This is a genomic window from Paraliobacillus salinarum (genome assembly GCF_014083865.1).
Classification (GTDB): domain Bacteria; phylum Bacillota; class Bacilli; order Bacillales; family Amphibacillaceae; genus Paraliobacillus; species Paraliobacillus salinarum.
Genome location: NZ_JACEFA010000011.1, coordinates 15,563 through 41,742, shown reverse-complemented (window position 1 = coordinate 41,742; position 26,180 = coordinate 15,563). Strand labels below are relative to the sequence as shown.

Below are 26,180 nucleotides of genomic sequence, written 5' to 3'. Positions count from 1 at the left end.
GGAGGGCTACTCGATGAATGAACTAAAGAATAGATATCAAAATGACATTGCTTCATCATTAGTTGAGAAATTCAATTATGATTCAGTAATGCAAGTACCAAAAGTTGAAAAAATCGTAATTAACATGGGTGTTGGAGATGCAGTGCAAAATTCAAAAGCATTAGATAGTGCGGTTGAAGAATTAGCATTAATCTCAGGTCAACAACCTTTAATAACTAAAGCGAAAAAATCAATTGCAGGCTTTCGTTTACGTGAGGGGATGCCTATTGGGGCAAAAGTAACCCTTCGTGGTGAGCGTATGTATGAATTCTTGCAAAAGCTTGTTGATGTATCACTTCCACGTGTTCGTGATTTCCGTGGTATTTCAAAGAAAGCTTTTGATGGAAGAGGAAACTACACACTAGGTGTGAAAGAACAATTGATTTTCCCAGAAATAAATTATGACCAAGTAAATAAAGTTCGCGGTATGGATATTGTTATTGTTACAACTGCTAACAGTGATGAAGAAGCACGTGAATTATTATCTCAACTTGGCATGCCTTTCCAAAAATAAGCTATAAAGCTAATACAAGGAGGGAAAATAGTGGCTAAAAAATCAATGATTGCGAAACAAAAACGCACACCGAAGTATAAGGTGCAAGAATATACACGTTGTGAGCGTTGTGGACGTCCACACTCTGTAATTCGTAAATTTAAACTTTGCCGTATTTGTTTCCGTGAACTTGCCTATAAAGGTCAAATTCCTGGTGTCAAAAAAGCAAGCTGGTAAACCCCGATCAGGGAAGGAGGTAATATTTAATGGTTATGACAGATCCAATTGCAGATATGTTAACGCGTATTCGTAACGCAAACATGGTTCGCCATGAGAAGCTAGAACTTCCTGCATCAAAGCTAAAGGCTGAAGTTGCAGATATCCTTAAGCGTGAGGGCTTTGTTCGTGATTATGAATACATTGCAGATAATAAACAAGGTGTACTTCGTATTTTCTTAAAATATGGTACAAATGAAGAGCGTGTAATTTCTGGGCTGAAACGTATAAGTAAGCCAGGACTACGTGTTTATGCTAAATCAGATGAAATTCCTAAAGTATTAAACGGTTTAGGAATTGCGATCATTTCTACTTCAAAAGGTGTACTATCAGATAAAGAAGCACGTGAGCAAGCTATTGGCGGCGAAGTGCTAGCATACGTTTGGTAATAAATAGTTAACAAGATAGGAGGTGCACAATAAATGTCTCGTATAGGTTTAAAGATTATTGAAATCCCTGCAGGCGTTGAAATCAAAAATGATAACAACAAAATAACTGTAAAAGGGCCTAAAGGTGAGTTAACTCGTCAATTTCATGAAGATATGAAGATTAATATAGAAGACAACACAGTAACAGTTGCAAGACCAAGTGATCATAAGGAACACCGTGCGTTACATGGAACAACACGTAGCCTTATTAACAACATGGTTGAGGGAGTACACAAAGGTTTTGAGAAAGCTCTTGAAATTCAAGGTGTAGGTTACCGTGCGCAAAAGCAAGGTAAGAAACTTGTTGTTAACGCTGGGTATTCTCATCCGGTTGAAATCGATGAGGAAGACGGTATTGAAATCGAAGTACCTTCAAACACACGTGTTGTTGTAAAAGGTATTGACAAAGAATTAGTTGGAGCAATCTCTGCAAACATTCGTGCTATTCGTCCACCTGAACCATACAAAGGTAAAGGTATTCGTTACGAAAATGAATATGTACGTCGTAAAGAAGGTAAAACAGCTAAGTAAGGTTAGTTAACCGAAAACAGGTTAGTTAGGTAACAGAAAGGAGTGACCTAGATGATCACAAAACCAGACAAAAATGTCGTACGTAAAAAGAGACATCGTCGTGTGCGTAGAACACTTTTTGGAACGGCTGAGCGTCCTCGTTTAAACGTATACCGTTCTAACAAACACATTTATGCTCAATTAATTGATGATGTTGCTGGTGTAACACTAGTAAGTGCATCAACTGTAGATAAAGATTTCAGTTTAGATACAACTGGAAACATTGAAGCAGCGAAAAAAGTTGGAGAACTTGTCGCTACTCGTGCAACAGAAAAAGGCCACAAAAACGTGGTATTTGACCGTGGAGGATACCTATATCACGGACGTGTAAAAGCTTTAGCAGATGCTGCCCGTGAGGCAGGTCTTGAATTTTAATTGTAAAAGGAGGGACATACATTGCGTACTAATATTGACCCAAACAAATTAGACTTAGAAGAACGCGTAGTTACAATTAATCGTGTAGCAAAAGTTGTAAAAGGTGGACGTCGTTTCCGTTTTGCAGCATTAGTTGTTGTCGGTGATAAGAATGGACACGTTGGTTTCGGTACCGGTAAAGCACAAGAAGTACCAGAAGCAATTAAGAAAGCCATTGACGATGCGAAGAAAAACTTAGTTACTGTACCAATCGTAGGTACTACAATTCCACACGAAACAATTGGTGAATTTGGTGCAGGAAGCATTTTAATGAAACCTGCAGCAGAAGGTACTGGAGTTATCTCTGGTGGACCTGTTCGTGCGGTACTAGAACTTGCGGGTGTTGGTGATATTCTATCTAAATCATTAGGATCAAACACACCAATTAACATGGTTCGTGCAACAATCAGTGGTCTTGCAGGTTTAAAACGTGCAGAAGATGTAGCGAAATTACGTGGTAAATCAGTAGAAGAACTGTTAGGATAAGGAGGGAAATCACATGGCTAAAAAGTTAGAAATTACCCTCACGCGCAGTGTCATCGGCAGATCTGAAGTGCAAAAAGCAACGGTTCAAACATTAGGATTAAAAAAAATCCATCAATCTGTAGTCCGTGAAGATACGCCTGCGGTAAGAGGCATGATAAACAAAGTATCACATTTAGTAGCGGTTAAAGAAGTATAAAACATTAGCGCAAAGAGGAGGTGCTCGCATGAAACTTCATGAATTAGAGCCATCACAAGCTCGTAAAAAGCGAAATCGTGTAGGTCGTGGAATGTCCTCCGGTAACGGAAAAACATCAGGACGTGGTCATAAAGGTCAAAAAGCACGTTCAGGTGGAGGCGTTCGCCTTGGATTTGAAGGTGGACAAATGCCATTATTCCAACGATTACCAAAACGTGGATTTACAAATATTCACCGTAAGGAATTCGCGATCGTTAATCTTGACACTTTAAATAAATTTGAAGAAGGTACAGAAGTAACACCTGAGCTTTTGCTTGAAACAGGATTAGTTAGCAAGTTAAAAGCCGGCATTAAAGTTCTTGGAAATGGTACTATGGAAAAGAAACTTACTGTAAAAGCTCACAAGTTCTCTGCTTCAGCTAAAGAAGCAATAGAAGCAGCGGGCGGTAAAATAGAGGTGATCTAATGTTCCGTACAATCTCCAATTTTGTGCGTGTGAAGGATATCAGAAATAAAATTGTTTTTACACTTTTAATGCTGATTGTTTTTCGGTTAGGGACGTTTATTCCGGTTCCTTTTTCTAACCGAGACGTGATCAGTTTTATGGATGATCAACAGAGCGTTTTTGGTTTCTTAAACACATTTGGAGGCGGGGCATTACAGAATTTTTCCATTTTTGCAATGGGGATTATGCCGTATATTACCGCTTCTATCATTATGCAATTATTGCAAATGGACGTTGTGCCAAAGTTTACTGAATGGAAGAAGCAAGGGGAAGTTGGTCGACGTAAGCTAGCGCAATTCACTAGATACGCAACTATTGTTCTTGCCTTTATTCAAGCAATTGCTATGTCTATTGGTTTCAACGCTATGGCTGGAGGTCAACTAATCTCTAATCCTGGTATTGGAAAATATATTGTCATTGCGATTGTATTAACAAGTGGAACGGCTTTTCTTATGTGGCTAGGAGAGCAAATTACTGCGCATGGAGTTGGTAATGGAATATCTATTATCATCTTCGCAGGTATCGTTGCTGCGATACCAAATGGCGTAAATCAATTATTTGAACAATATTTCGGTGCGAATACCGGTGATGATTTGTTCATTAATATTGTTATTGTTTCTCTAATTGTATTGGTTGTACTAGCGGTGGTAGTGGGTGTTATTTTCATCCAGCAAGCCCTACGTAAAATACCGATTCAATATGCTAAACGTCTAGTAAATCGTTCTCCGGTAGGTGGGCATTCTACTCACCTTCCACTAAAAGTGAATGCAGCCGGTGTTATACCAGTTATTTTTGCTGTATCATTTATCATGGCACCTAGAACAATTGCTAGCTTTTTCGATGGAAAAGTGGCAAACACCATTGAAGCGATTTTTGATTATACACAGCCAATTGGCATGGTTATATATGTAGCGTTAATTATTGCATTTACCTATTTTTATACATTTGTGCAGGTTAATCCTGAGCAGATGGCTGAAAATCTTAAAAAGCAAGGTGGATATATTCCTGGGATACGTCCTGGACAAAAAACAGAAACGTATCTTACCCGTGTAATGTATCGCTTAACTTTTGTTGGCTCCATATTCTTAGCTGCTGTAGCTGTGCTACCATTAGTACTAGGCAGTATGGCTAATTTACCACAATCGGTTCAAATTGGCGGAACTAGCTTACTAATTGTAGTAGGGGTTGCATTGCAAACGATGAAACAATTGGAAAGCCAACTAGTGAAACGACATTATAAAGGATTTATCAAATAATTTGTGATTGGTTTAGCTTAATTACAAATAAGAGCGAGGGGAATTGAAGTGAATTTAATTCTAATGGGTCTTCCTGGTGCAGGAAAAGGCACACAGGCTGAAAAGATAGTAGAAAAATATCAGATCCCTCATATATCAACTGGAGATATGTTCCGACTTGCTATTAAAGAAGGAACAGATCTTGGAAAAAAAGCGAAAGCATTTATGGATCAGGGCGATTTAGTACCTGATGAAGTAACAATTGGAATTGTGCGTGAACGATTAAGTAAAGCAGACTGTAAAAGTGGATTTTTACTTGATGGTTTCCCAAGAACAATCGCACAAGCTGAATCGTTAGAGAACCTCCTTCAGGAGATGGAGCGCTCATTAGATTTTGTCTTACATGTGGATGTTCCTCAAGAGCAATTGATGGAACGTTTGACAGGTCGTCGTATCTGTCCAACATGTGGTGCAACCTACCATGTCGTATTTAACCCACCAAAACAGGATGGTATTTGCGACAATGATGGTACGGAGCTAATACAGCGTGAGGATGATTCTGAAGAAACGGTAGCAAGACGATTAGAAGTAAATGTGAAACAAACACAACCAATGTTAGACTTTTATCATGACAAAGGATACCTTGTCTCCATAAATGGTTCACAAGATATTGATAAGGTTTTTGAAGATATTGATCAAAAACTTCAAACGTTAGTGTAGGTAATTTGTGCAAATACGATAGAAGATGTTGATGTGAAACGGTTCTGTGTGTTTGCACATCAATACCAATTAATGTATAAATAACTTATGAACTGTTTTAAGCATATGTAACGCTTTGAAAATTTAATGTGCATATACTAATAGTGAATAAAGTTATTTCATTTTCAAATCAAGCAAAACCAGGTGCCCGCCTTTCCAATATATCGCATCTAATGATTACAAGTTGTGTAATTGAAGATTACACATAGTAATTTAATCATGGATAATTACATTTTTCATGATTAAAAGCGGGATATGTCAGATAGCAGCTTTTGCGGATAGTTGGACGGTAGTCACAAAACATGGTAGAATATCTGTTTGTTTTCAATATATTTTAGAACAATAATAGGATTTGTTATTATTAGCAAATCGGTAAGTGAAGGTGATCATGTTTGAATGATGCGGATTCGTATCCCCAGATAGGTCAAGTTGTTCAAATTTTACAAGGGCGAGAAGCTGGTCAATATGCTATTGTTATTGGTATAGTTGATGATCGCTTTGCTTTACTTGCTGACGGAGAGAAACGGAAGTATGATCGACCAAAGAAAAAGAATTTAAATCATGTTCTGCCGATAAACTTTATTTCTCCCGAGGTTCAAAATAGCCTTCTAGAAACTGGTCGCGTTACAAATGGTAAGCTGCGTTTTGCTATATCAAAATTTGTCAATGAAGTAGTGACTGATTTGAAGAAGGGAGATCAACTCGATGGCGAAAGACGATGCAATTGAAGTAGAAGGTACTGTTACTGACACATTACCGAATGCAATGTTTAAAGTTGAATTAGAGAATGGTCACACCGTTTTAGCTCATGTTTCTGGTAAGATTCGTATGCACTACATCCGAATTCTTCCGGGAGATAAGGTTACGGTTGAACTTTCTCCATATGATTTAACAAGAGGACGTATTACGTACCGTTATAAATAATGATAAGCTCCGATACAAGAGGAGGTATGGATGATGAAGGTAAGACCATCTGTAAAACCAATATGCGAAAAATGTAAGGTTATTCGTCGTAAAGGGAAAGTTATGGTAATCTGCGAAAACCCGAAGCATAAACAAAAACAAGGTTAATCAATAAGGAGGTGCACAACAAGTATGGCACGTATTGCAGGTATTGATATTCCACGTGAAAAACGTATAGTAATTTCTTTAACTTATATCTACGGCATTGGTAAATCTGCTGCTAAAGAAGTTTTGGCAGAAGCTGGTGTTTCTGAAGATACTCGTGTTCGTGATTTAACTGAAGATGAATTAGCAAAAATTCGTACTGCAGTTGATAAACGTACTGTAGAAGGAGATCTTCGTCGTGAAGTTTCTTTAAACATTAAACGTCTAATTGAAATTGGATCATATAGAGGTCTTCGTCACCGTAGAGGTCTACCGGTTCGTGGACAAAAGACAAAGAATAACTCTCGTACTCGTAAAGGCCCACGTAAGACAATGGCTAACAAAAAGAAATAAGTACTAAAGGAGGTTTGTAAAGCTAATGGCTCGTAAAACTAATACGCGTAAAAAACGTGTCAAAAAGAATATAGACACTGGTATAGCACACATTCGTTCTACTTTTAACAACACAATCGTTACGATTACAGATGTTCAAGGTAATGCGATCAGCTGGAGCAGTGCTGGTGCACTAGGCTTTAAAGGCTCACGTAAATCAACTCCATTTGCTGCACAAATGGCTGCTGAAGCGGCTGCAAAGGCTGCACAAGAACATGGAATTAAAACTTTAGAAGTAACTGTTAAAGGACCAGGTGCTGGTCGTGAAGCGGCGATCCGTTCACTACAAGCAGTTGGTATCGAAGTTACTGCCATTGTTGATGTAACACCAGTTCCTCACAATGGTTGTCGCCCACCGAAACGTCGTCGTGTATAATTAACTTATCCGTATAGAATTTGTCAGACTGTCTATAATGATTGATAATGCTCTAAAGTTAGAATGAACGATTAAACTGATGATTTATCATCATACTGAAAATCACCATTGTTTGAGACAGATTTGAAGTATACGAATGAACATAGTGCAGAAGCGGGAACTGCCTACATGAGGAATTTCGGTTAGACAAAAAGTCTAGCCGAGGTTTCGACGTTTGAAGGAGGGTTTTATTAATGATCGAAATTGAAAAGCCAAAGATTGAAACGGTAGAAATCAGTGATGATGCTACATTTGGAAAATTCGTCGTAGAACCACTAGAACGTGGATATGGGACTACACTAGGAAACTCCTTACGTCGTATTCTATTATCCTCACTTCCTGGTGCTGCTGTAACATCCGTGCAAATTGATGGCGCGTTACATGAATTTTCGACAATTGATGGCGTTATAGAAGACGTTACAACAATTATCCTAAATCTTAAAAAACTAGCTCTAAAAATTTACTCTGAAGAAGAGAAAACATTAGAAATAGATGTACAAGGTGAAGGTGTTGTTACTGCTGCGGATATTACGTATGATAGTGATGTTGAAATTCTAAATCCAGAGCTTCACATTGCTACATTAGGAAGTAATGCAGCACTGCATATGAAAATGACTGCTGAACGCGGGCGTGGATACCGTCCTGCGGATGCTAACAATCATGATGATCAACCAATTGGAGTTATTCCAGTTGATTCGATCTTTACTCCAGTATCACGCGTTACTTATCAAGTGGAAAACACTCGTGTTGGACAAATTACGAATTTTGATAAATTAACGTTAGATGTTTGGACTGATGGAAGCATACGTCCAGAGGAAGCAGTATCATTAGGTGCTAAAATCTATACTGAACATTTAAACATTTTTGTTAGTTTAACAGATGAAGCGCAAAATGCAGAAATCATGATCGAAAAAGAAGAAGATCAAAAAGAAAAAGTACTTGAAATGACAATCGAAGAGCTTGATTTATCCGTACGTTCTTATAACTGTTTAAAACGAGCAGGAATTAACACGGTACAAGAGCTTGCAAACAAATCTGAAGAAGATATGATGAAGGTTCGTAATCTAGGACGTAAATCACTAGAAGAAGTAAAGCATAAACTAGAGGATTTAGGATTAGGTTTACGTAAGGAAGATTAATCATATGAAACATCTTGAGATATTCCGAAAAAGGGAGGGATAATCGATGGCTAGAAAACTAGGTCGTACGACAGATGCGCGTTTAGCACTACTTCGAAACCTTGCTACTGACTTGATTATTCATGAACGTTTAGAAACAACTGAAGCAAAGGCAAAGGACCTTCGTTCTGTTGTGGATAAAATGATCACGTTAGGTAAACGTGGTGACATTCATGCACGCCGTCAAGCAGCAGCATTTTTATATAACGTAGAAACTGCAGAAAATGAAGATGCGGTACAAAAGTTATTCTCAGATATCGCTACTCGTTATGAAGATCGTCAAGGCGGTTATACACGTGTGTTGAAATTAGGACCACGTCGCGGAGACGGTGCTCCAATGGCAGTTATCGAATTAGTGTAAGAGTTTAATACATGAAGGTCGGGGCTTAGACAGAATCTCTTTAAGAGGTGAATCGAAGCCCTTTTTGCTTTGATCCAAGTAAGATGATTGAATAGAAAGCCGTTTGCTTATTTCGCTGAGCTAAACGGCTTTTTTTAAAACTTGTATCTAATTGTAGGATAACTCCAAACAACTTTAGTTAAAAACTTTAAATCAGCTATATGAACAAAGTGAAATTATGATAGAATAATCAATTAGAAGCATGACTGTATGGAAATACAAATTACAATGTGCAATAGATAGATGACATGTCCCGACAATATATAATTATTTCCGGGGAAATATATCGTTGTTTTGGAGGAATATATATGAAAGATGGGTACATAGAATTTCGCAATGTTTCATTTCGTTATAGTGAAGAGCAACCATGGGTTTTGAACAACGTGAGCTTTTGTATACCGGTTAATCAATGGGTGGCAATAATCGGGCATAACGGTTCTGGAAAATCAACGATAGCTAAGCTTATGAATGGTTTGTTATTTCCTGTCGAAGGAGAAATTATTGTTAACGGCTTGACTGTATCAGAAGAAACGATTTGGGAAGTAAGGAAATCAATAGGTATGGTTTTTCAAAACCCTGATAATCAATTCGTTGGAACTACTGTTCGAGATGATGTTGCTTTTGGGTTGGAAAATAGAGGGGTAGAACGTCAAGAAATGATTGCTAGAATTAAGAACAGCTTGCAGGCTGTATCTATGTGGGATTATCAGCTTCACGAACCACATCGACTATCTGGAGGACAGAAGCAGCGTGTTGCAATAGCAGGGGTGTTGGCTGTTTCTCCGCAAGTCATTATACTAGATGAGGCGACAGCAATGTTGGATCCAAAAGGTAGAAAAGAAATTATGCAAACTGTTAACAACGTCAGACACCAGCAAGGTATCTCGCTTATATCGATTACACATGATTTGAATGAAATAACACAAGCAGATCAAGTAATTGTTATGAATAAAGGTGAAGTATGGCTAGAAGCAAATCCAAGAGAAGTCTTTCAGAAAGAGAAGATACTACAAGAAATTGGTTTAGATATACCGTTTGTGGCTAAATTAGCAAATGAATTAAATAAGGATCAAATGATTTTACAAAAACAACCATTAAACCAAGAGGAGCTAATAGAAGGATTATGGACATATCATTCAAAAATGTAAGTTATACGTATCAACCGAATACACCTTTTGAACATCGTGCATTAACTGATCTTTCATTCACTATTCCTTCAGGTTCTTTTGTTGCGGTTGTAGGACATACTGGTTCAGGGAAGTCCACTTTAATTCAACATTTAAATGGTTTACTGCGTCCCACTGCAGGTGAAGTACAAATAGGTGAATTCAAACTGACTGCTAATGAGAAACCAAAAGACATGAAAGCATTACGGAAAAATGTAGGGGTAGTATTTCAATATCCAGAACATCAATTATTTGATGAAACAGTAGAAAAAGATATTCGCTTTGGTCCAAGTAATTTTGATGTTCCTGACAACGAAATTGACAAGCGTATACCAGAAGTAATGGATGCTGTTCATTTATCTACAGCTATGCTAGAGAGATCCCCGTTTGATTTGAGTGGAGGGCAAATGCGTCGAGTTGCTATTGCTGGTGTACTAGCAATGGATCCTTCTGTAGTAGTGCTTGATGAGCCTACAGCAGGATTAGATCCAAAAGGGCAAAAACAAATCATGGATATGTTCCATCAACTTCATAAAGAGAAAGGGCTAACAACCGTTTTAGTAACTCATAGTATGGAAGATGCGCTTCATTATGCAGACCATGTTATTATTATGGATCACGGTACAAAATATATGGAAGGTAATCCAACTGAAGTCTTTACACAAAAAGAGAAATTGCAAGCGGCTCAATTAGACTTACCCGAAATCATTCAATTTTTACGTAAAATAGAAGAAACCTTTCATATCTCACTTCCATATAAAGGACAAACGATCCCAGAACTAGCTGCTGAATTAAGTCTATTATTGAAAGGTGCTGATGGATATGAGTAATTCACTATTAATTGGACAATATGTACCGAGTAATTCATTTATTCATCGTTTAGATCCACGCACCAAAATAATGATCATATTCTTTTTTGTTGTTTTTGTTTTTTTTGCTAATTCAGCTCCTAGCTATGCATGGCTTACTGTCTTTGCAATCGGTACAGCTCTAGCAACAAAGATAAAATTAACTTTTATATTAAAAGGCTTAACACCTGTGTGGTTTTTAATTATTTTTACATTTCTTCTTCACTTAATTGTGACGAAAGAAGGAGAAGTATTAGTGGAGTTCGTTTCATTTTCTATCTATTCCGATGCAATTCAACAAGGTATCGCTATTTCATTTAGATTCTTTTTGTTAATATTAGTCACATCTTTATTAACGTTGACAACGACTCCAATTGAGATTACAGATGCAATTGAAAGTCTTTTACAACCATTGAAAAAAATTAAGTTTCCAGTTCATGAACTAGCTTTAATGATGTCTATTTCGTTAAGATTCATTCCGACATTAATGCAAGAAACAGAAAAGATATCAAAAGCCCAAGCTTCACGTGGTGTAGATTTTCGAACGGGACCGTTAAAAGACAGGATTCAAGCGGTTGTTCCGTTGTTAGTTCCGTTATTTGTTAGTGCATTTAAACGAGCGGAAGAGTTAGCAATGGCAATGGAAGCTAGAGGATATCAAGGTGGAGAAGGGCGTACAAAGCTAAGGGAACTAAAGATAGCGAAAATAGATGTTCTTTCATTTATTGTATTCGCCCTAGTAATCATTATATTATTCTTCTTGCGAGCATAAAGGAGATAAAAGAGTATGCGCATGTTAGCAATAGTAAGCTATGATGGCACAGCATATGCTGGCTATCAAGTACAACCGAACGGCATGACAATTCAAGCGAAAATCGAGCAGGCATTAGCCAAAATTCATAAAGGACAAGACATACGAATTACAGCCTCAGGACGTACGGATTCAGGAGTCCATGCGATCGGTCAGGCGTTTCACTTTGACACGAATTTAACCATCCCTGAAGATAATTGGAAACGGGCGTTAAATGCTCTCTTGCCAAAAGATATTCAGATTAAGTCTGTTCAATGCGTGTCTGATGATTTTCATGCTCGATTTGACGTGAAAGCTAAAACATATCAATATTACGTATGGAGCACGGAAGACAATCATCTTTTCCAACGAAACTATAGTTATTTAGTAAGAGGGTCACTTGATCTGAATGCGATGCAACAAGCATGTGCAATGATCGAAGGTGAGCATGACTTTACTGCGTTTTGTTCAGCTAATGATGGTGTGAAAGGTACAAAGGTAAGAACGATTTATCGAGCTACTTGTGAACAGAAGGAAGACCAATACATCTTTACGTTTACGGGTAGTGGTTTTCTATATAACATGGTTCGCATTTTGGTCGGTACGTTGATAGAAATAGGAAAAGGAAAGCGAAAACCAGAAGAGATACAAAAAATTATAAAAAGTAAGGATCGTGCACAAGCAGGAAAGACTGCTCCGCCGCAAGGATTGTTTTTAGCTTCGGTTACGTATGAATAAACAAAGAAACAAAACTTTTTAATAAAAAACAACGGAACCAGGTGAATCTCTATTGACATTAGGCGTGACTTGATGTATGATGATCTATGGCATTTTATTTATATACCACGATTGGCCCCGGAAAGTTAATTGTGTAAAATATAAAAGCGAATGAAGCTAGAAATAGCGAATGAAACGTAAGATATTAGGTGAATTTTCATATACAGGAGGTTAAGAATCATGCGCACAACTTTCATGGCGAATGAAGCAAACATTGAACGTAAATGGCTTGTAGTTGATGCAGAAGGCCAAACACTAGGTCGTCTATCTAGTGAAGTAGCTGCTATTCTTCGTGGCAAGCACAAAGTAACGTACACACCGCATGTAGATACTGGTGATCATGTGATCATTATCAATGCGGACAAAATTGAGTTAACTGGTAACAAGTTAAATGACAAACTTTACTACCGTCACTCTAACCACCCAGGTGGATTGAAATCTCGTACAGCAGACGAAATGCGTACAAAATACCCTGAGCAAATGCTAGAATTAACTATTAAAGGTATGCTTCCAAAAGGCAGCCTTGGTCGTAAAATGGGTAAAAAATTACATGTATTCAGAGGACCTGAACACAATCATCAAGCACAAAAACCAGAAGCATACGAACTTCGTGGCTAATTTAAAAGGAGGTAACGAATAGTGGCACAAGTACAATACTACGGTACCGGACGCCGTAAAAAATCAACTGCTCGTGTACGTTTAGTTCCTGGAACTGGGCGTATCCTTGTAAATAAACGTGATGCGGAAGATTACTTCCCATACGAAACTCTTCGTACAATTATTAAGCAACCTTTAGTATCAACAGAAACAGAAGGTAGCTATGATGTATTAGTAAACGTTGATGGTGGAGGATTCACTGGACAAGCTGGTGCAATTCGTCACGGCGTTGCTCGTGCATTGTTAGAAGCTGATCCAGAATACCGCGCAGTTCTTAAGAGCGCAGGATTCTTGACTCGTGACGCTCGTGCTAAAGAACGTAAGAAATACGGTCTTAAAGGCGCGCGTAGAGCTCCTCAGTTCTCAAAACGTTAATTATCGCATTCAAAGACCCTTTTCACATTTGTGGAAAGGGTCTTTTGTATGTTTAAGAAAGAAGTAACTTACTGCTCCATCTGTTGACTTCGAGTAACTCGAAGGTGATATACTTATCGTAATAAGGAGTGGATATTGTTAAAGAATGGAATGGAGGGCATCTATATGAAGAGCATACCGATATTTAACCGTGACAAGACGAATGAAGTGGAAGGTACTGCTATCATTGTGGGAGCATCACTTTCAGGTTTGATGGCAGGAATTGCTCTTTCGCGTGAAGGATTGAATGTTACGATATTGGAGAGAGCAAAAGAGGGACGTCCAGGAGGAGCGGGTCTTCAAGTAGATGGCTCTAGATTTGGAGCAAGTAAGACGGAAAACTTATTACGAAATCTTGCTTCAGGTGGAAGAAACATGATACAGTTATGGACTACAATTGAGCGGAATTTACGTGAAGAGGCGAAGAAAAGCACAAGAATTAATCTTCGTTATGAAACACGTGTGAAAAAAGTAGATCAAGACGATACTTCATCATGGGCTGATCTTGATAATGGAGAAAGAATACATGCTGATCTTTTAATAGGAGCAGATGGACATCGCAGTCTTGTTCGACGCTATGTTGCACCAGAAAAACCAGATGCTACATTTGCTGGATATATGGTATGGATGGCGTCCATGGATGAAGAAAATTTGCCTCCAGAAGACAGACCAAGTGCCAATCAACCACGTGTGCGTATGCTAGGTAGTCATAATGGTTTTTTATTTGGATCGGTCATTAATCGTGAGGATAGCTCAGGTTATCGTAGACTCGGAACTACATGGTATGATAATTCCCGAAATGATTTGTTGCGCCAACTTGGGTGTGTCGAAGGTGATGTTGTTATTCATTCGCTTAGTGGACAAGATGTACCTGAACAAACATTGAAGGAGTTAGCTACACAAGCGACTAGCCTTTGGGATGAACCATTTGCTTCCGTAATGCGCTATGCAGCAAAGAATCGTACCGTGATGGGAATACCTATTAAAGAATATGTACCTGAAAGATTGGTAAGAGGAAGAGTTGCCTTAATCGGTGATGCGGCTCATGTTCCTGCACCTGTTACGGCAAGTGGCTTTAACCAATCAATCATAGATGCTTCAATTTTAGGAGAATGTACTGGAAAAGGTGTACAAGGCTCTAAAGCAATGGAAGTATTGAAGGATTATGAATCACGACGTTTGCAGAGCGTGAGAAGAATGGTGAAGTCCGGTCAATCTTATAGTCGTTCACTTGGCCGTGCATAAGAATAGGGGGCAACATATTATGTATAGTGTGAAAGAAGTTTCGTCTATACTTCAGTTAACAGAGCATACGATACGTTATTATACGGATCAGAAGCTTGTTCCGAACCTGCAAAGAGACAAGCACAATAATCGCATCTTTAACGATGAATCTATAAATTGGCTACAATGTATTAAGCATTTAAGAAAATGTGGGATGTCAGTTGAAAATATAAAAGCATATATTGATTTATGTCTAAAAGGCGATTCAACGATTCGAGCAAGATATGAGATTATGAAAAAACAAAGAAGTATTGCCTTTGCTCAATTAGAAGAAGCGCAACAAAGGGCACAATATATCGATAATAAGGCAAACAATTATCTTGATTTCATAAATAACGTAATATCAGATGATAACAAGGCCAATTAGTTTAAATAAGACCCATTTCCTGTTGTGAAATGGGTCCTATTTCTATTGAAAACTATAAATATTAAAGCTGTACCTGTTTAAATATAGTTTTTCTTGGAGGTTAGATTGTCAATTTCAATGATTTCAGAACGCTTTTAAAAATATCCAATAGGAGCTAAGCCGAAATTTGAAATAATTTGTACATCATCTTCTTTAATGTCTAGGTAGCTTGAGATATCATTTTTTAATTGCGTTTCTGAAAATTGAGAAGATAAACGATAATAGTGGGAATTTTTTTTACTGGTTGAATATCGCCATGAACCTAAGTAACTTAAATCAGATTCAATTTCAGGCCGTTCTTTTTCATATGTTATAATTACTGTTCTTTCGGGAGATATAGACTTCTCGTTGTTTGTAAATGAATTAATTCTTTTCGTGAATTTCCAAGTACCAATTGTAAGGACACCCCATGTTAGAAACATTAAGAAAATCGGTATAAGAAAGAAATCAAATGTACGTTCATTCATCCCTAACATGAACGACAGCAACACGAATACTACGGTAGAAATTTGATAAAGTAGAATGAATTTTTTTCTAATTTCCCTTAAATAGTTTTCCTCCATATCTTTTGTGTCATTTAAAACATTTAAATCATCAACGTTATTTTCATTTAGATAACTGTATATGATTTTATAATTGGAAGACACCAGATCTTTCTCAACGATTTTTTTAATTAAATTGTTATTCGCTAAACCTTTTGTCTCCATATCTGCTTCAAAAAACTCAACCTGCAAGGAAGAATTGTTTAATTGATCATTTTTGCTAAATTGATATACACCACGATCGACACTATCTAAGATGAACCCCTTATCTTTCTGTTTTGTTAAATAATTTTTTTCTGATTGACTCCCTTTAAAAAAGAATTTGAATTTTTTCATAAAATTACATCCTTTCTTGATTTGTCATATCATACAGTAAAGTAAAAAAATCAATCTGTTTATTGAGAAGCTCCTTCCCATTAGCAGTTAACGTATACTTTTTTTTATTATCTATTTCAGAGACCAACTCGATATAACCGTTTTTTTGATAATAAGATAAACTTCTATACATTGTTGCTGGTCCAATCGTGACAATATTATTAGTCTTGCTTGTAATGTTTTTCATAATCTCATAGCCATGAGTAGGTGTTTGTAAAATCCATAAAATCAAAAAGTTAGCATAGCTCAATGGTAAAGTATCCATTGTTTTCCTCCTTTCATTTACATTTATTATATATCCGAAATGAATATATCGCAAGTGGATATACCTATTTAGGATATATATTTTTTATTGCAAAATAAAAACAGTAGTAGCTGTATGTTTGCTACTACTGTATAAAATGAAGTCTAATAGATTTTTACATAGTTACTTCTTCCTCCGTTGTTTGTTCGGTTTTCAATTGTTCTCTGTGGTAAAGCACGTTAACGATTGCACCTACCATTAGGATCAATCCCGTTAAGAAGAACCAAATCATTAGAATAATCACTCCACCAAGGCTTCCGTATGTTGCTGAATAATTTCCGAAATTACTTACATAGAATGAGAATCCCAGTGAAACGAGCATCCATAATACACTTGCCGCAACCGCTCCTGGTATAACATGCTTAAATGGAAATTTCTTAGCTGGAGCTGTTTTGTAGAGAACAGCTAGAATAAGTGTGATCACGGCGATACTAACTACCCAACGAAGCACTTGGAATAGTAAAGTCATTGTAGCGGATAACCCAAGAAAGGAATCAACGAAATTTAAGATGACATCTCCAAACACAGGTAAAAGGATAGAAACACCTAATGCAAGAATCATACCAAGTGTTAATCCTAAAGCAATTAAGCGGACAACAATGAAATTACGCGTTTCATCTACTTCATATGCTTGATTTGTAGCTTTGATAAATGCGTTGATTGCTGCTGAAGAAGACCACAATGCACCAATAATACCAACAGTTAAAAGTCCGCCTCTAGGTGTATTAACTAGACTAATGATATTTTCTTGTAGTATAGATCCGATTTCACTAGGTAATACTTTCTCCATAAATTCGATAGCATCATCGGGACTAATATTTAAGTACGGAATAATTGCGAAACAGACAATGAGTAACGGTACAATTGCTAATAAATAATAATAAGCTTGTGCTGCAGCTAAGAGAGGAACATTATCCTCTTGGAATTTTTGAAAAAAAGCTTGGCCATAAGCTTTAATTTTAGACATAGGTACACCTCCAACAATAAGTTATTAGATGTATACCCTTTTGATGAGGCTTCTAACCAATTTTTACATGTACACGTTAGAAAAGGTTCCTAATGAATGGAACTTCTACTTTTTTTAAAACGTTTTGTTACATTAAGGTGGTGGTATAGTAGCATTAAAGGAGGAGTGTGAATTGCTTACATTTGTATATATATCTGTATTTATCATATCGATCGCGTTTGCAATTACAGCGGCATATATTTCAGTGGTGCTCTATCGTATTAAAAAGATGTTAATTACCGTCAGTAAATCGGTTGACGAAGCGGATGAAGAAATAAACACCCTAATTCCTAGACTACAAGCAATGATTCGAGAAACAGATAGAACAATAGATGATGCAACTGTGAAGATGAAAACTACTGATAACGTAATTAAAACCGCGGAGCATGTAGGAGAAACGATTCACACACTTCATGGAACGGTACAAGATTATACAACTAATTTGTCAGAGCAAGAGGTGGAGGAAAAAACAAAACCATTTGTTAAAGGAATTAAGTTTAGTGAAATTAGCTTATATTTATACAAACGGTGGAAATGCATGGATAAAAATTGATAAATAAAATAAAGAGAAGAGGGATCAATCATGTTAACAGGTGTTGGTGTATTATTAATAGGAATTGCTTTTTTGATTATATCTATATTTCTAGCTCGTGCATTAAATAATGTTGCAGGCGTGCTCAAAGGGGTAGAGAAGACAGTAGATCAATTGCCAAATCATTTTAATGGAGTTTTGGAAGAGACAGGGAATCTTATACATGAAAGTAATCGAACGCTAGCGGATTTAAACAATAAGTTAGAACAATTAAATCCATTATTTTATATTATAGAGGATACAGGTAACATGACTCGCAAAGTGTCTTCTTCCATGTTAGACTTTGCGACATCTGTAAAAAAGAAGTCCAATTCAATCGAACACGCTACAAAGAAAAATAATGTCGGGGGTTTATACGGATCCTTTGCCTTTGGATACTATTTATGGAAAAAGCGAAAAAATTAATTATTAAAAATAAATCATCTTTAAAATATAAATATAGAAAAGTGTCAGTGGAAATTCACTGACACTTTTTTAGTTTTTTTAGTGAAGCGGTTCTTAGCGATTAATAAACCAGATGCATATAGAGATTATCTCCAATATTTATTTACACTAAAAAAACAAAAAAGTGAAGTATGTATAGTTATTGTAAAGAATTGCTTGCTAAAATGTTACATATAATGACTGTTTATTTTTAAATTCTTGTTATTTCTATTTTTTGTGAGCGCTTTATAATGAAACGTAATTTAAAAGGAATAAGGGGGCGGTAATTATGAAGTGAGAGATTATAACCATAGACCATTTTCATTTAGACAAATTATATTATTAACAGCAAGGATGTGGACTTTATGCAAAGAATATTCGCAATGTTTTCGATATTTATTTTATTACTTATGCAAAGTGCTCCGTCCATACACTATATTTCTGCTGCAACAGATACAAAGGATTTTAAAGTGGACGTGAATGCTGAGTCAACGCAAGAAAGTACAGAATTAAATCTCACATCTTCTGAAACTGTGTATGAGGAAATAAACATTTCCTTACCAGAAGGGTCAAGTTTTGATGCTACAGCAACAGAAGAAGTAAATGATAAATCAACAGAGTTTATTTATGATCAAGCTAAGAATGTACTCAAAGTAAAAGGGATTGAACCTAAGCAGCTTTTTAAAATTGTATTAAAGGAATTGTCGAAATTAGATAACGTAATTAGTATTCAAGGGATTACGTCTGGTGAAGTACAAGTCGAAGAAAAACATCAGTTTGTATTAATTAAAAATGATATACAAGATGACGAAGCGGCTACTGATGTAATAGTCGATCAAGAAAAAGAAGAAGAAGCATCTTCACAGGAAGAAGGGGTGAACGAGGAAACAATAAACCCTGAAGAGGAATCAAGTCATGAAGCTGTAACATCCGAAGAAGGATCAAGCGAAGAAACTACAAAACAAGAGTCTGACACAGATACCAATACAGATCAAACTCAGAAAAACCTTGCTCCTCTAGCAGAAGAACCAACAGGAGAAGTTGGTGATTTAAACACGTATATTGGCATAGGACCGATATATAAAACTGCCTTAACTGGAGCAGATGCTAACTTTAGATTAACTGTTAAATTAACAGGGTCAAAACGAGTATATAAGAATGTAGATATAGTTGTTACCCTACCAATTTCTGAAACCATCATATTTGATGATAGTCAAGATGAATTAGATCATCTGGCTATCAACGGTGTCTCACCTACTTTTGATAGTCAAACAAAGCAACTCACCTACCATTTTGATGAAATTAAAAGAGGTCAAATGTATGAGAAGATCATTTCTTTAAATACAAAAAACGGCTATATACCAAATGACACTTCTGTCGATGTTACCGCATCGCTTACTGGTGAAATTCATTATACTGAAAATGATGAAAAAGAAGAAGGGCAAGCCGGAACAGTTGTTCCAGTTAATTTAGAAGATAGTGGCACAATGACCCTTAAAGCAACGGGTGGAATAAGCATTAAGAAATCTATTGTGTCGCCAATGACTGGAGTAGCAGAGAGAGGAGATATTGTCACTTGGCAAATAGACGTAGCTATTCCTAAAAAAGATAGAGGTCAATTGTTTTTGCAACCAGGTGAAAATATTGTGATAACTGATACCTTACCAAATGATCTTACTTTTCAACAAATGATAAGTGGGGACTCTTATACAAGTATACAAGGAAACGTAATAACTTGGGAATTCCCCACAGAATCGTTTGCAGAACAAGAAGCTCGTGGAGATAATCTATTTTCAAAAACGTTCCAGTTTGAAACAAAAGTTGGAGATAGTGCACCAGAGTATCAAAATTTAACAAATCAATCAGTGCTTCAAACTCAATTTATTGGCAATACAACCAAAAATGCTAGTTCTAATAAGAATGTATATATCACAGCAGGACAGCCGGGTGCTGGGGATATACAAGGTAGTGTCTATGTTCCAGCTCATCTAGGGCCGTCAGATGATGCTGGCGGTATTGCTGAAAATGATAATAAAAATCCAGTTCCGCAAGTGAATGATGATGCTAAATTGACATTTGGTTTTTACACACCACCATTACATGAATCACGACCATCAAATAACTTTAATGCAGATGGCGGTATGATTCCTGGAAACGATATAATGGATTTTAATGATTATAAAGTAAAATATGATATTGATAAGAATTTGAATATCGAATCAATAAAAATACCTTCTAAACTTTATTATAAACCGACGACTGAAACACCGTCAGAAGATTTTTTAGTTCCACCAACATTTCAAGTGTTAGGAACTGTTGACGGTATTGAACGTGTATTAATACAAGAGAGTGATGTTGCGTGGGGGAAAACATATACACGTGAAGAAATGGGAATATTATCAGGAGAGTATGTATCGGATATCACAATAGACTTTTTATATGCGCCGGGTGGTATGCAAAGCTATAGATGGGATTTCAATTTTTCTGTTAAGCAAGGTTACACTGGACTAGTTGAAAATGTGTTCAATATAGTAGGAGTAGATGGATTAAATAGACCTTTTGATTTAACACAAAGATACCCCGATTATTTCACTAATGGAAATCCGAAAGATTTAGCCGGGCCACGACAAGCAGTGATTAATCCTTGGCCGGCAGAGCCAGAACCGGTTGGTCGTGTCGGTGTTAAATTACTAAACCATGTCGGAGGAGTAGTGACTCTTGGTAATAACCGGATGCAAGTTGAACTAGAAAATGCTAATAACTCGCTTGCACCAATGAATAGCCAATTAGAAACAACCGTGTTACTTCCACCAGGTGTAGTACTAAATGATGTGGTAAACCCTTCATATACTGATGCGAATGATGAACCAACAACTGGGGGATCTTATGAACTTGTCAATCCAGATTACAATGGCAGTGGTCGTCAACTTGTAAAAGTGCAATGGGATGACTCCCGTATTACAAAAGGACAGAAGTTAACAGCGCAGCTGGATGTGGAAATATTAAATTATGCTCCAAATCAACTTCGATTTGATGTATATGGATTTAGTAGTGACAGCCAATTACAAGCACCTGTTGTTGCAGAACCGGGTATTACAGATACAGTACTACAAACCGATAGTGAAGATTTAAATGGTAACGGAGATGTGGATCACCCACGCTTGAAGTCTGGCAATCTTTATGTGCTGGCTGGAAAGTATGATATTAAAACAGAAAAATTAATTAAAGGTCCGAATGATACAGAGTATAGTAAATTTACCGTTGCTCCATTTGACGGACTAGTTGATTACAAGCTAAAAATGACAAACACAACTGGAAAAGACTTATCCATTATGACATTGATTGATGTTTTGCCTTCTTTAGGAGATTTGGGGATTACTGATAATATAAATCGAGGAAGTACGTTTGAACCGATATTAAACGGTCCAATCACTCTTCCAGCAGAATGGCAAGGAAAAGTAAGTGTGTTTTATAGTACAGCTAAAAATCCCGAACGAGATGATTTGACACGTCACACAGATTATTTACCAAACACTACACAATTAACGAACCCGGCAGGTGCAGAAGCCCCTAACTGGATGGACGAGTCTAGTGTGACGGATTGGAGTGACATTCACTCGTTTAAAATTGAATTAAAAAAAGGAGATACCTGGATAAAAGGCCAAGACATTGAAATTGATTTCTCAATGAAAATGCCTTTAGAAGCAAATGTTACTGAAGAAGTAAAAGATTTGACTCTTGCTCCTCAACAGCGTGCTGCATGGAACTCTTTCGCAGTCGCTACTGATACTGGTCAACCAGTAGAACCAGAAAGAGTCGGAGTCGCGATAGAACATTTTGTCGATATTCCAGTGGAAAAAGTATGGGTGGGCGAAGCACAAGATAGCATCACAGTTAAATTACTTGCGGATGGTCAAGTAGTAGATACAGTAGAGTTAACAAACGCTAACAACTGGAAGCATGTGTTTGAAAATAAGCCGGCTTTAAGTGATGCAGGCACAATTATTAAATACACGATAGAAGAAGTTACTCTACCAGGCTATGAATCAGTTATTACAGGTAATAAAGACGATGGCTTCGTTGTCACAAACACAGTTAAACCGCCAGAAACACCAGAAGTAGAAAAAGAAGTAGAAGGAAATGACGGCACATACGGCAAAGATTTAATAGAAAAAGAATTTGAGAAAGAATATAACTATCAAGTCAACACCGTTGTACCAGAAAATTTACTAGGTTATGAGCACATCACTCTAACGGATACACTAGACAGCAGACTAGATGTCGTCAGTGCGCAAGCGCTAGTGGATGGCGTGGCTGTCGATTATGAAGTAGTCATAGCTGGACAGTTAGTTACCCTGAAAGTGGATCGTGCAACGCTTGATCAAATCGCAGGTCAAACATTAACATTAGAGATTACAGCGAAGATCAAAGCGGGTACAGAAGTAGCGATTATAGACAACAAAGCAGAAATCCAAGTAAACGATAATCCAAGTAAAGATTCAAATATCGTACCAGTTATGCCACCACCAGAAAAACCAACAATTGAAAAGGATATTGATGGTGAAAAGGCAGAAGAAGCAGTGGAGAAAGTCAGAGGCGAATCATATGAATACAATGTCACGTCTCAATTACCAGCAAATGTAACGGGGTATCAGACGGTGACCATCTCCGATGAATTAGATAGTCGTCTAACAATTGAAGGTACACAAGTACTAGTAGATGGCGAAGCATCTGATTTAGAGGCAGTAACGACCGGTCAATTGGTTACCGTGATTTTAGATGAAACGCAAATCCAAGCACTTGCAGGGAAAGAGATTAAGTTAGTGATTACCGCAAAAATCAATGCAGACGTTGAAATTGAAGTAATCAATAACCAAGCAAGTATTCAAGTGAACGATAATCCGAACATTGATTCCAATATCGTGCCAGTAATTCCACCACAACCACCAACTCCAGAAGTGGAGAAGGAAGTAGAAGGAAATGACGGCACATACGGCAAAGATTTAGTAGAAAAAGAATTGGAGAAAGAGTATAACTACCAAGTCAACACGGTTGTACCAGAAGATTTAGTAGGCTATGAGCACATTACTTTAACAGATACACTAGACAGCAGACTAGACATCGTAAATGCGCAAGCACTAGTGGATGGAGTGGCTGTCGATTATGAAGTAGTCGTAGCTGGACAGTTAGTTACCCTGAAAGTGGATCGTGCAACGCTTGATCAAATCGCAGGTCAAACATTAACATTAGAAATTACCGCGAAGATTAAAGACGGCACAGAAGTAGCGATTATCGACAACAAGGCAGAAATCCAAGTGAACGATAATCCAAGTGTAGATTCAAATATTGTACCAGTAAATCCGCCGCCAGAAAAACCAATGATTGAAAAAGACATTGATGGTGAAAAGGCTCAAGAAGCAGTTGTTAAATTAAGAGGAGAAGAATATAACTATAATGTCATTTCTAACCTTCCAGAAAATGTTACAGGATACAAAACAGTAACAATTTCTGATGAGTTAGATTCAAGATTGAGTATTCAATCAACAAACATTTTAGTTAATGGTGTTAATTCTGAACTGGAAGCAACAATAGATGGACAACTCGTTACTTTAACGTTAAATGAAAGTCAAATTAAAGAATTAGCTGGAAGTGAGATAAAGCTAGTTATCACTGCAACAATTAATGCTGATACAGAAATTGAAGTAATTGATAACCAAGCAAGTATTCAAGTCAACGATGACCCAAATATTGACTCAAATATCGTTCCGGTTATTCCTCCGACAAAACCTAATATAGACAAGGATGTAGAAGGCGTTGAACATCTAAATATAGATTATAACAAGGAATATAATTACAATGTAATTACGGAACTGCCAACTAATATTGAAGACTATGAAAAATATATTGTTACAGATAAAGTTGATCTTGGTCTTGTTGTCAATGCTGCTGGTGTTAAGGCCACTGTTGATGGTCAGGAATATGCAGGATTAACTGTAACAGTCAATGGAAATGATGTGAAAGTCGAAGTAACAGATTTTGCTGGTTTACAAGGGAAAGGACAAATAGAACTTGTAATACCTGCTAAAATTCATCCTGATACAAATATGGATGATTATGTGAACAATCAGATTCCAAATACAGCTGACTTAGATTTTACAAATGAATCAGGTCAAGATAGTAAGATAACAACACCACCTGTTACTGTTACTCCTCCACCAACACCTGATGTGGAAAAAGAGGTGGAAGGTAATGATGGGGAATTTGGAAAAGATCTAGTTGAAAAAGAACTAGACAAAGAGTACAAATATCATGTAAAAACCGTTATTCCTACAGACTTAACTGGATTCACTTATTTAACACTAACAGATACACTAGATGATCGTTTAGACATCGTAAGTGCGCAAGCGCTAGTGGATGGCGTGGCTGTCGATTATGAAGTAGTCATAGCTGGACAGTTAGTTACCCTGAAAGTGGATCGTGCAACGCTTGATCAAATCGCAGGTCAAACATTAACATTAGAAATTACAGCGAAGATCAAAGCGGGTACAGAAGTAGCGATTATAGACAACAAGGCAGAAATCCAAGTGAACGATAATCCAAGCAAAGATTCTAATATCGTACCAGTTATGCCACCACCAGAAAAACCAACGATTGAAAAGGATATTGATGGTGAGAAGGCAGAAGAAGCAGTGGAGAAGGTCAGAGGAGAAGCATATGAATACAATGTCACGTCTCCATTACCAGTAAATGTAACCGGGTATCAGACGGTGACCATCTCCGATGAATTAGACAGCCGCCTAACAATCGAAGGTACTCAAGTACTTGTTGATGGCGAATTGTCTGATTTAGAAGCTGTAACGACAGGCCAACTGGTTACGGTAGAGTTAAACAAGGAACAGATCCAAACTTACGCTGGCAAAGAGATCAAACTTGTCATTACCGCAAAAATCAATGCAGACGTTGAAATTGAAGTAATAAATAACCAAGCAAGTATTCAAGTAAACGATGATCCGACGATTGATTCAAATATCGTACCAGTTATTCCTCCAGGTCCACCAACTCCAGAAGTGGAGAAGGAAGTGGAAGGAAACGATGGAACGTACGGTAAAGAAATGGTAGAAAAAGAATTTGATAAGGAATATAACTACCAAGTCAACACAGTCGTGCCAGAAGATTTGACAGGATTTGAGTACCTGACATTGACAGACACGTTAGACGATCGTCTAGATGTAGTGAGTGCAAAAGCATTAGTCGATGGTGCCGCTGTTGATTATGAAGTTGTCACTGATGGACAGTTAGTTACGCTGAAAGTGGATCGTGCAACGCTTGATCAAATCGCAGGTCAAACATTAACATTAGAAATTACAGCGAAGATCAAAGCGGGTATAGAAGTAGCGATTATCGACAACAAAGCAGAAATCCAAGTAAACGATAATCCAAGAGAAGATTCAAATACTGTTCCAGTTGTACCATTCGATCCACCGAATCCGGTTGAACCAGAGAAACCGGAGAAACCAGAAACACCAGAAGGTCCAAAACAACCGAATGATCCTGGTCAAAAATTGCCTAACACAGCTACTGATATGTTTAATTACCAACTTATTGGTATCGTGTTAACTTTATTAGGATTAATTTCGCTAATCTTAATTAGAAGAAAAAAAGAATAGTAATTAAAAAACTTCCGTAGCACATCTCTTATGTG

General features: G+C 37.2%; 31 protein-coding genes. 28 read left to right on the top strand and 3 right to left on the bottom strand.

Translation table 11 applies throughout. From position 1 onward, the window contains the following. The first annotated feature begins 13 nt into the window (after positions 1 to 13). From rplE to HP569_RS10620, 25 genes are all read left to right on the top strand, one after another. On the top strand, positions 14 to 553 hold the full coding sequence (rplE, locus tag HP569_RS10740; RefSeq protein WP_182201177.1) for a 50S ribosomal protein L5: 540 nt from the start codon (positions 14 to 16) through the stop codon (positions 551 to 553). A 30-nt stretch (positions 554 to 583) separates the two neighbouring features. Then, positions 584 to 769 carry a 30S ribosomal protein S14 gene (gene rpsN, locus HP569_RS10735; protein WP_090776246.1) on the top strand — a complete coding sequence of 62 codons (186 nt, stop codon included), beginning with the start codon at positions 584 to 586 and terminating at the stop codon, positions 767 to 769. 29 nt (positions 770 to 798) lie between these two features. Further along, the gene (gene rpsH, locus HP569_RS10730; protein ID WP_182201176.1) at positions 799 to 1,197 is read left to right on the top strand and encodes a 30S ribosomal protein S8; all 399 of its coding nucleotides are present in this window, start codon (positions 799 to 801) and stop codon (positions 1,195 to 1,197) included. Positions 1,198 to 1,230: 33 nt separating this feature from the next. Further along, a complete protein-coding gene (rplF, locus tag HP569_RS10725) occupies positions 1,231 to 1,767 on the top strand; it encodes a 50S ribosomal protein L6 (RefSeq protein ID WP_182201175.1) in 537 nt (178 codons plus the stop codon). A 51-nt stretch (positions 1,768 to 1,818) separates the two neighbouring features. Further along, complete coding sequence (rplR, locus tag HP569_RS10720; protein ID WP_182201174.1) at positions 1,819 to 2,181, top strand: 50S ribosomal protein L18; 363 nt, start codon at positions 1,819 to 1,821, stop codon at positions 2,179 to 2,181. 21 nt (positions 2,182 to 2,202) lie between these two features. After that, the gene (gene rpsE, locus HP569_RS10715) at positions 2,203 to 2,706 is read left to right on the top strand and encodes a 30S ribosomal protein S5 (protein WP_182201173.1); all 504 of its coding nucleotides are present in this window, start codon (positions 2,203 to 2,205) and stop codon (positions 2,704 to 2,706) included. 13 nt (positions 2,707 to 2,719) lie between these two features. Continuing rightward, complete coding sequence (gene rpmD, locus HP569_RS10710) at positions 2,720 to 2,902, top strand: 50S ribosomal protein L30 (protein ID WP_182201172.1); 183 nt, start codon at positions 2,720 to 2,722, stop codon at positions 2,900 to 2,902. Between the two features lie 28 nt (positions 2,903 to 2,930). Continuing rightward, on the top strand, positions 2,931 to 3,368 hold the full coding sequence (gene rplO / locus HP569_RS10705; RefSeq protein WP_182201171.1) for a 50S ribosomal protein L15: 438 nt from the start codon (positions 2,931 to 2,933) through the stop codon (positions 3,366 to 3,368). Continuing rightward, complete coding sequence (gene secY / locus HP569_RS10700) at positions 3,368 to 4,663, top strand: preprotein translocase subunit SecY (RefSeq protein WP_182201170.1); 1,296 nt, start codon at positions 3,368 to 3,370, stop codon at positions 4,661 to 4,663. The genes rplO and secY overlap by 1 nt, the downstream gene beginning before the upstream one ends. 48 nt (positions 4,664 to 4,711) lie before the next feature. Beyond that, on the top strand, positions 4,712 to 5,362 hold the full coding sequence (locus tag HP569_RS10695) for an adenylate kinase (protein ID WP_182201169.1): 651 nt from the start codon (positions 4,712 to 4,714) through the stop codon (positions 5,360 to 5,362). 431 nt (positions 5,363 to 5,793) lie between these two features. Beyond that, positions 5,794 to 6,129, top strand: a complete 336-nt coding sequence (locus tag HP569_RS10690) for a KOW domain-containing RNA-binding protein (protein WP_182201168.1) — start codon at positions 5,794 to 5,796, stop codon at positions 6,127 to 6,129. Further along, entirely contained in the window at positions 6,107 to 6,325 is a 219-nt protein-coding gene (infA, locus tag HP569_RS10685; RefSeq protein WP_182201167.1) for a translation initiation factor IF-1, read from the top strand. The genes HP569_RS10690 and infA overlap by 23 nt, the downstream gene beginning before the upstream one ends. A 33-nt stretch (positions 6,326 to 6,358) precedes the next feature. Next, entirely contained in the window at positions 6,359 to 6,472 is a 114-nt protein-coding gene (rpmJ, locus tag HP569_RS10680; protein ID WP_003156543.1) for a 50S ribosomal protein L36, read from the top strand. Between the two features lie 24 nt (positions 6,473 to 6,496). Beyond that, complete coding sequence (gene rpsM, locus HP569_RS10675) at positions 6,497 to 6,862, top strand: 30S ribosomal protein S13 (protein WP_182201166.1); 366 nt, start codon at positions 6,497 to 6,499, stop codon at positions 6,860 to 6,862. Between the two features lie 25 nt (positions 6,863 to 6,887). After that, positions 6,888 to 7,277, top strand: a complete 390-nt coding sequence (gene rpsK / locus HP569_RS10670) for a 30S ribosomal protein S11 (protein WP_182201165.1) — start codon at positions 6,888 to 6,890, stop codon at positions 7,275 to 7,277. Positions 7,278 to 7,510: 233 nt separating this feature from the next. Beyond that, positions 7,511 to 8,455, top strand: coding sequence for a DNA-directed RNA polymerase subunit alpha (locus HP569_RS10665; RefSeq protein ID WP_182201164.1), 945 nt, complete (start codon positions 7,511 to 7,513; stop codon positions 8,453 to 8,455). Between the two features lie 46 nt (positions 8,456 to 8,501). Continuing rightward, complete coding sequence (gene rplQ / locus HP569_RS10660; RefSeq protein ID WP_182201163.1) at positions 8,502 to 8,855, top strand: 50S ribosomal protein L17; 354 nt, start codon at positions 8,502 to 8,504, stop codon at positions 8,853 to 8,855. A 347-nt stretch (positions 8,856 to 9,202) separates the two neighbouring features. Continuing rightward, positions 9,203 to 10,042 (top strand): energy-coupling factor ABC transporter ATP-binding protein, encoded by an 840-nt coding sequence (locus HP569_RS10655; RefSeq protein ID WP_182201162.1) that lies wholly within the window; start codon positions 9,203 to 9,205, stop codon positions 10,040 to 10,042. Continuing rightward, the gene (locus HP569_RS10650) at positions 10,018 to 10,890 is read left to right on the top strand and encodes an energy-coupling factor ABC transporter ATP-binding protein (RefSeq protein WP_182201161.1); all 873 of its coding nucleotides are present in this window, start codon (positions 10,018 to 10,020) and stop codon (positions 10,888 to 10,890) included. The genes HP569_RS10655 and HP569_RS10650 overlap by 25 nt, the downstream gene beginning before the upstream one ends. After that, complete coding sequence (locus HP569_RS10645) at positions 10,883 to 11,680, top strand: energy-coupling factor transporter transmembrane component T family protein (RefSeq protein WP_182201160.1); 798 nt, start codon at positions 10,883 to 10,885, stop codon at positions 11,678 to 11,680. Before HP569_RS10650 ends, HP569_RS10645 begins: the two co-directional genes overlap by 8 nt. A gap of 15 nt (positions 11,681 to 11,695) precedes the next feature. Next, complete coding sequence (gene truA / locus HP569_RS10640) at positions 11,696 to 12,436, top strand: tRNA pseudouridine(38-40) synthase TruA (protein WP_182201159.1); 741 nt, start codon at positions 11,696 to 11,698, stop codon at positions 12,434 to 12,436. Positions 12,437 to 12,655: 219 nt separating this feature from the next. Continuing rightward, the gene (gene rplM / locus HP569_RS10635) at positions 12,656 to 13,093 is read left to right on the top strand and encodes a 50S ribosomal protein L13 (RefSeq protein WP_182201158.1); all 438 of its coding nucleotides are present in this window, start codon (positions 12,656 to 12,658) and stop codon (positions 13,091 to 13,093) included. A 21-nt stretch (positions 13,094 to 13,114) separates the two neighbouring features. Next, positions 13,115 to 13,507: a 30S ribosomal protein S9 gene (rpsI, locus tag HP569_RS10630; protein WP_182201157.1), complete on the top strand. Its 393-nt coding sequence runs from the start codon at positions 13,115 to 13,117 to the stop codon at positions 13,505 to 13,507. Between the two features lie 165 nt (positions 13,508 to 13,672). After that, the gene (locus HP569_RS10625; RefSeq protein ID WP_182201156.1) at positions 13,673 to 14,791 is read left to right on the top strand and encodes an FAD-dependent oxidoreductase; all 1,119 of its coding nucleotides are present in this window, start codon (positions 13,673 to 13,675) and stop codon (positions 14,789 to 14,791) included. 19 nt (positions 14,792 to 14,810) lie between these two features. Then, positions 14,811 to 15,197 carry a MerR family transcriptional regulator gene (locus HP569_RS10620; protein ID WP_182201155.1) on the top strand — a complete coding sequence of 129 codons (387 nt, stop codon included), beginning with the start codon at positions 14,811 to 14,813 and terminating at the stop codon, positions 15,195 to 15,197. Positions 15,198 to 15,331: 134 nt separating this feature from the next. Here HP569_RS10620 and HP569_RS10615 read toward each other — a convergent pair whose 3' ends face one another. From HP569_RS10615 to HP569_RS10605, 3 genes are all read right to left on the bottom strand, one after another. Next, complete coding sequence (locus HP569_RS10615) at positions 15,332 to 16,114, bottom strand: hypothetical protein (protein ID WP_182201154.1); 783 nt, start codon at positions 16,112 to 16,114, stop codon at positions 15,332 to 15,334. Between the two features lie 4 nt (positions 16,115 to 16,118). Further along, entirely contained in the window at positions 16,119 to 16,418 is a 300-nt protein-coding gene (locus tag HP569_RS10610; protein ID WP_182201153.1) for a PadR family transcriptional regulator, read from the bottom strand. A gap of 154 nt (positions 16,419 to 16,572) precedes the next feature. Beyond that, on the bottom strand, positions 16,573 to 17,424 hold the full coding sequence (locus HP569_RS10605) for a YihY/virulence factor BrkB family protein (protein WP_182201152.1): 852 nt from the start codon (positions 17,422 to 17,424) through the stop codon (positions 16,573 to 16,575). A gap of 172 nt (positions 17,425 to 17,596) precedes the next feature. Between HP569_RS10605 and HP569_RS10600 the strand changes: the two genes are divergently transcribed. The 3 genes from HP569_RS10600 (at position 17,597) to HP569_RS10590 (ending at position 26,145) form a co-directional block, all read left to right on the top strand. Then, a complete protein-coding gene (locus HP569_RS10600; protein ID WP_182201151.1) occupies positions 17,597 to 18,016 on the top strand; it encodes a DUF948 domain-containing protein in 420 nt (139 codons plus the stop codon). A gap of 30 nt (positions 18,017 to 18,046) precedes the next feature. Next, positions 18,047 to 18,460 (top strand): DUF948 domain-containing protein, encoded by a 414-nt coding sequence (locus tag HP569_RS10595; RefSeq protein WP_246367109.1) that lies wholly within the window; start codon positions 18,047 to 18,049, stop codon positions 18,458 to 18,460. Positions 18,461 to 18,843: 383 nt separating this feature from the next. Then, positions 18,844 to 26,145, top strand: coding sequence for an isopeptide-forming domain-containing fimbrial protein (locus HP569_RS10590; RefSeq protein ID WP_182201150.1), 7,302 nt, complete (start codon positions 18,844 to 18,846; stop codon positions 26,143 to 26,145). Positions 26,146 to 26,180 lie beyond the last annotated feature (35 nt).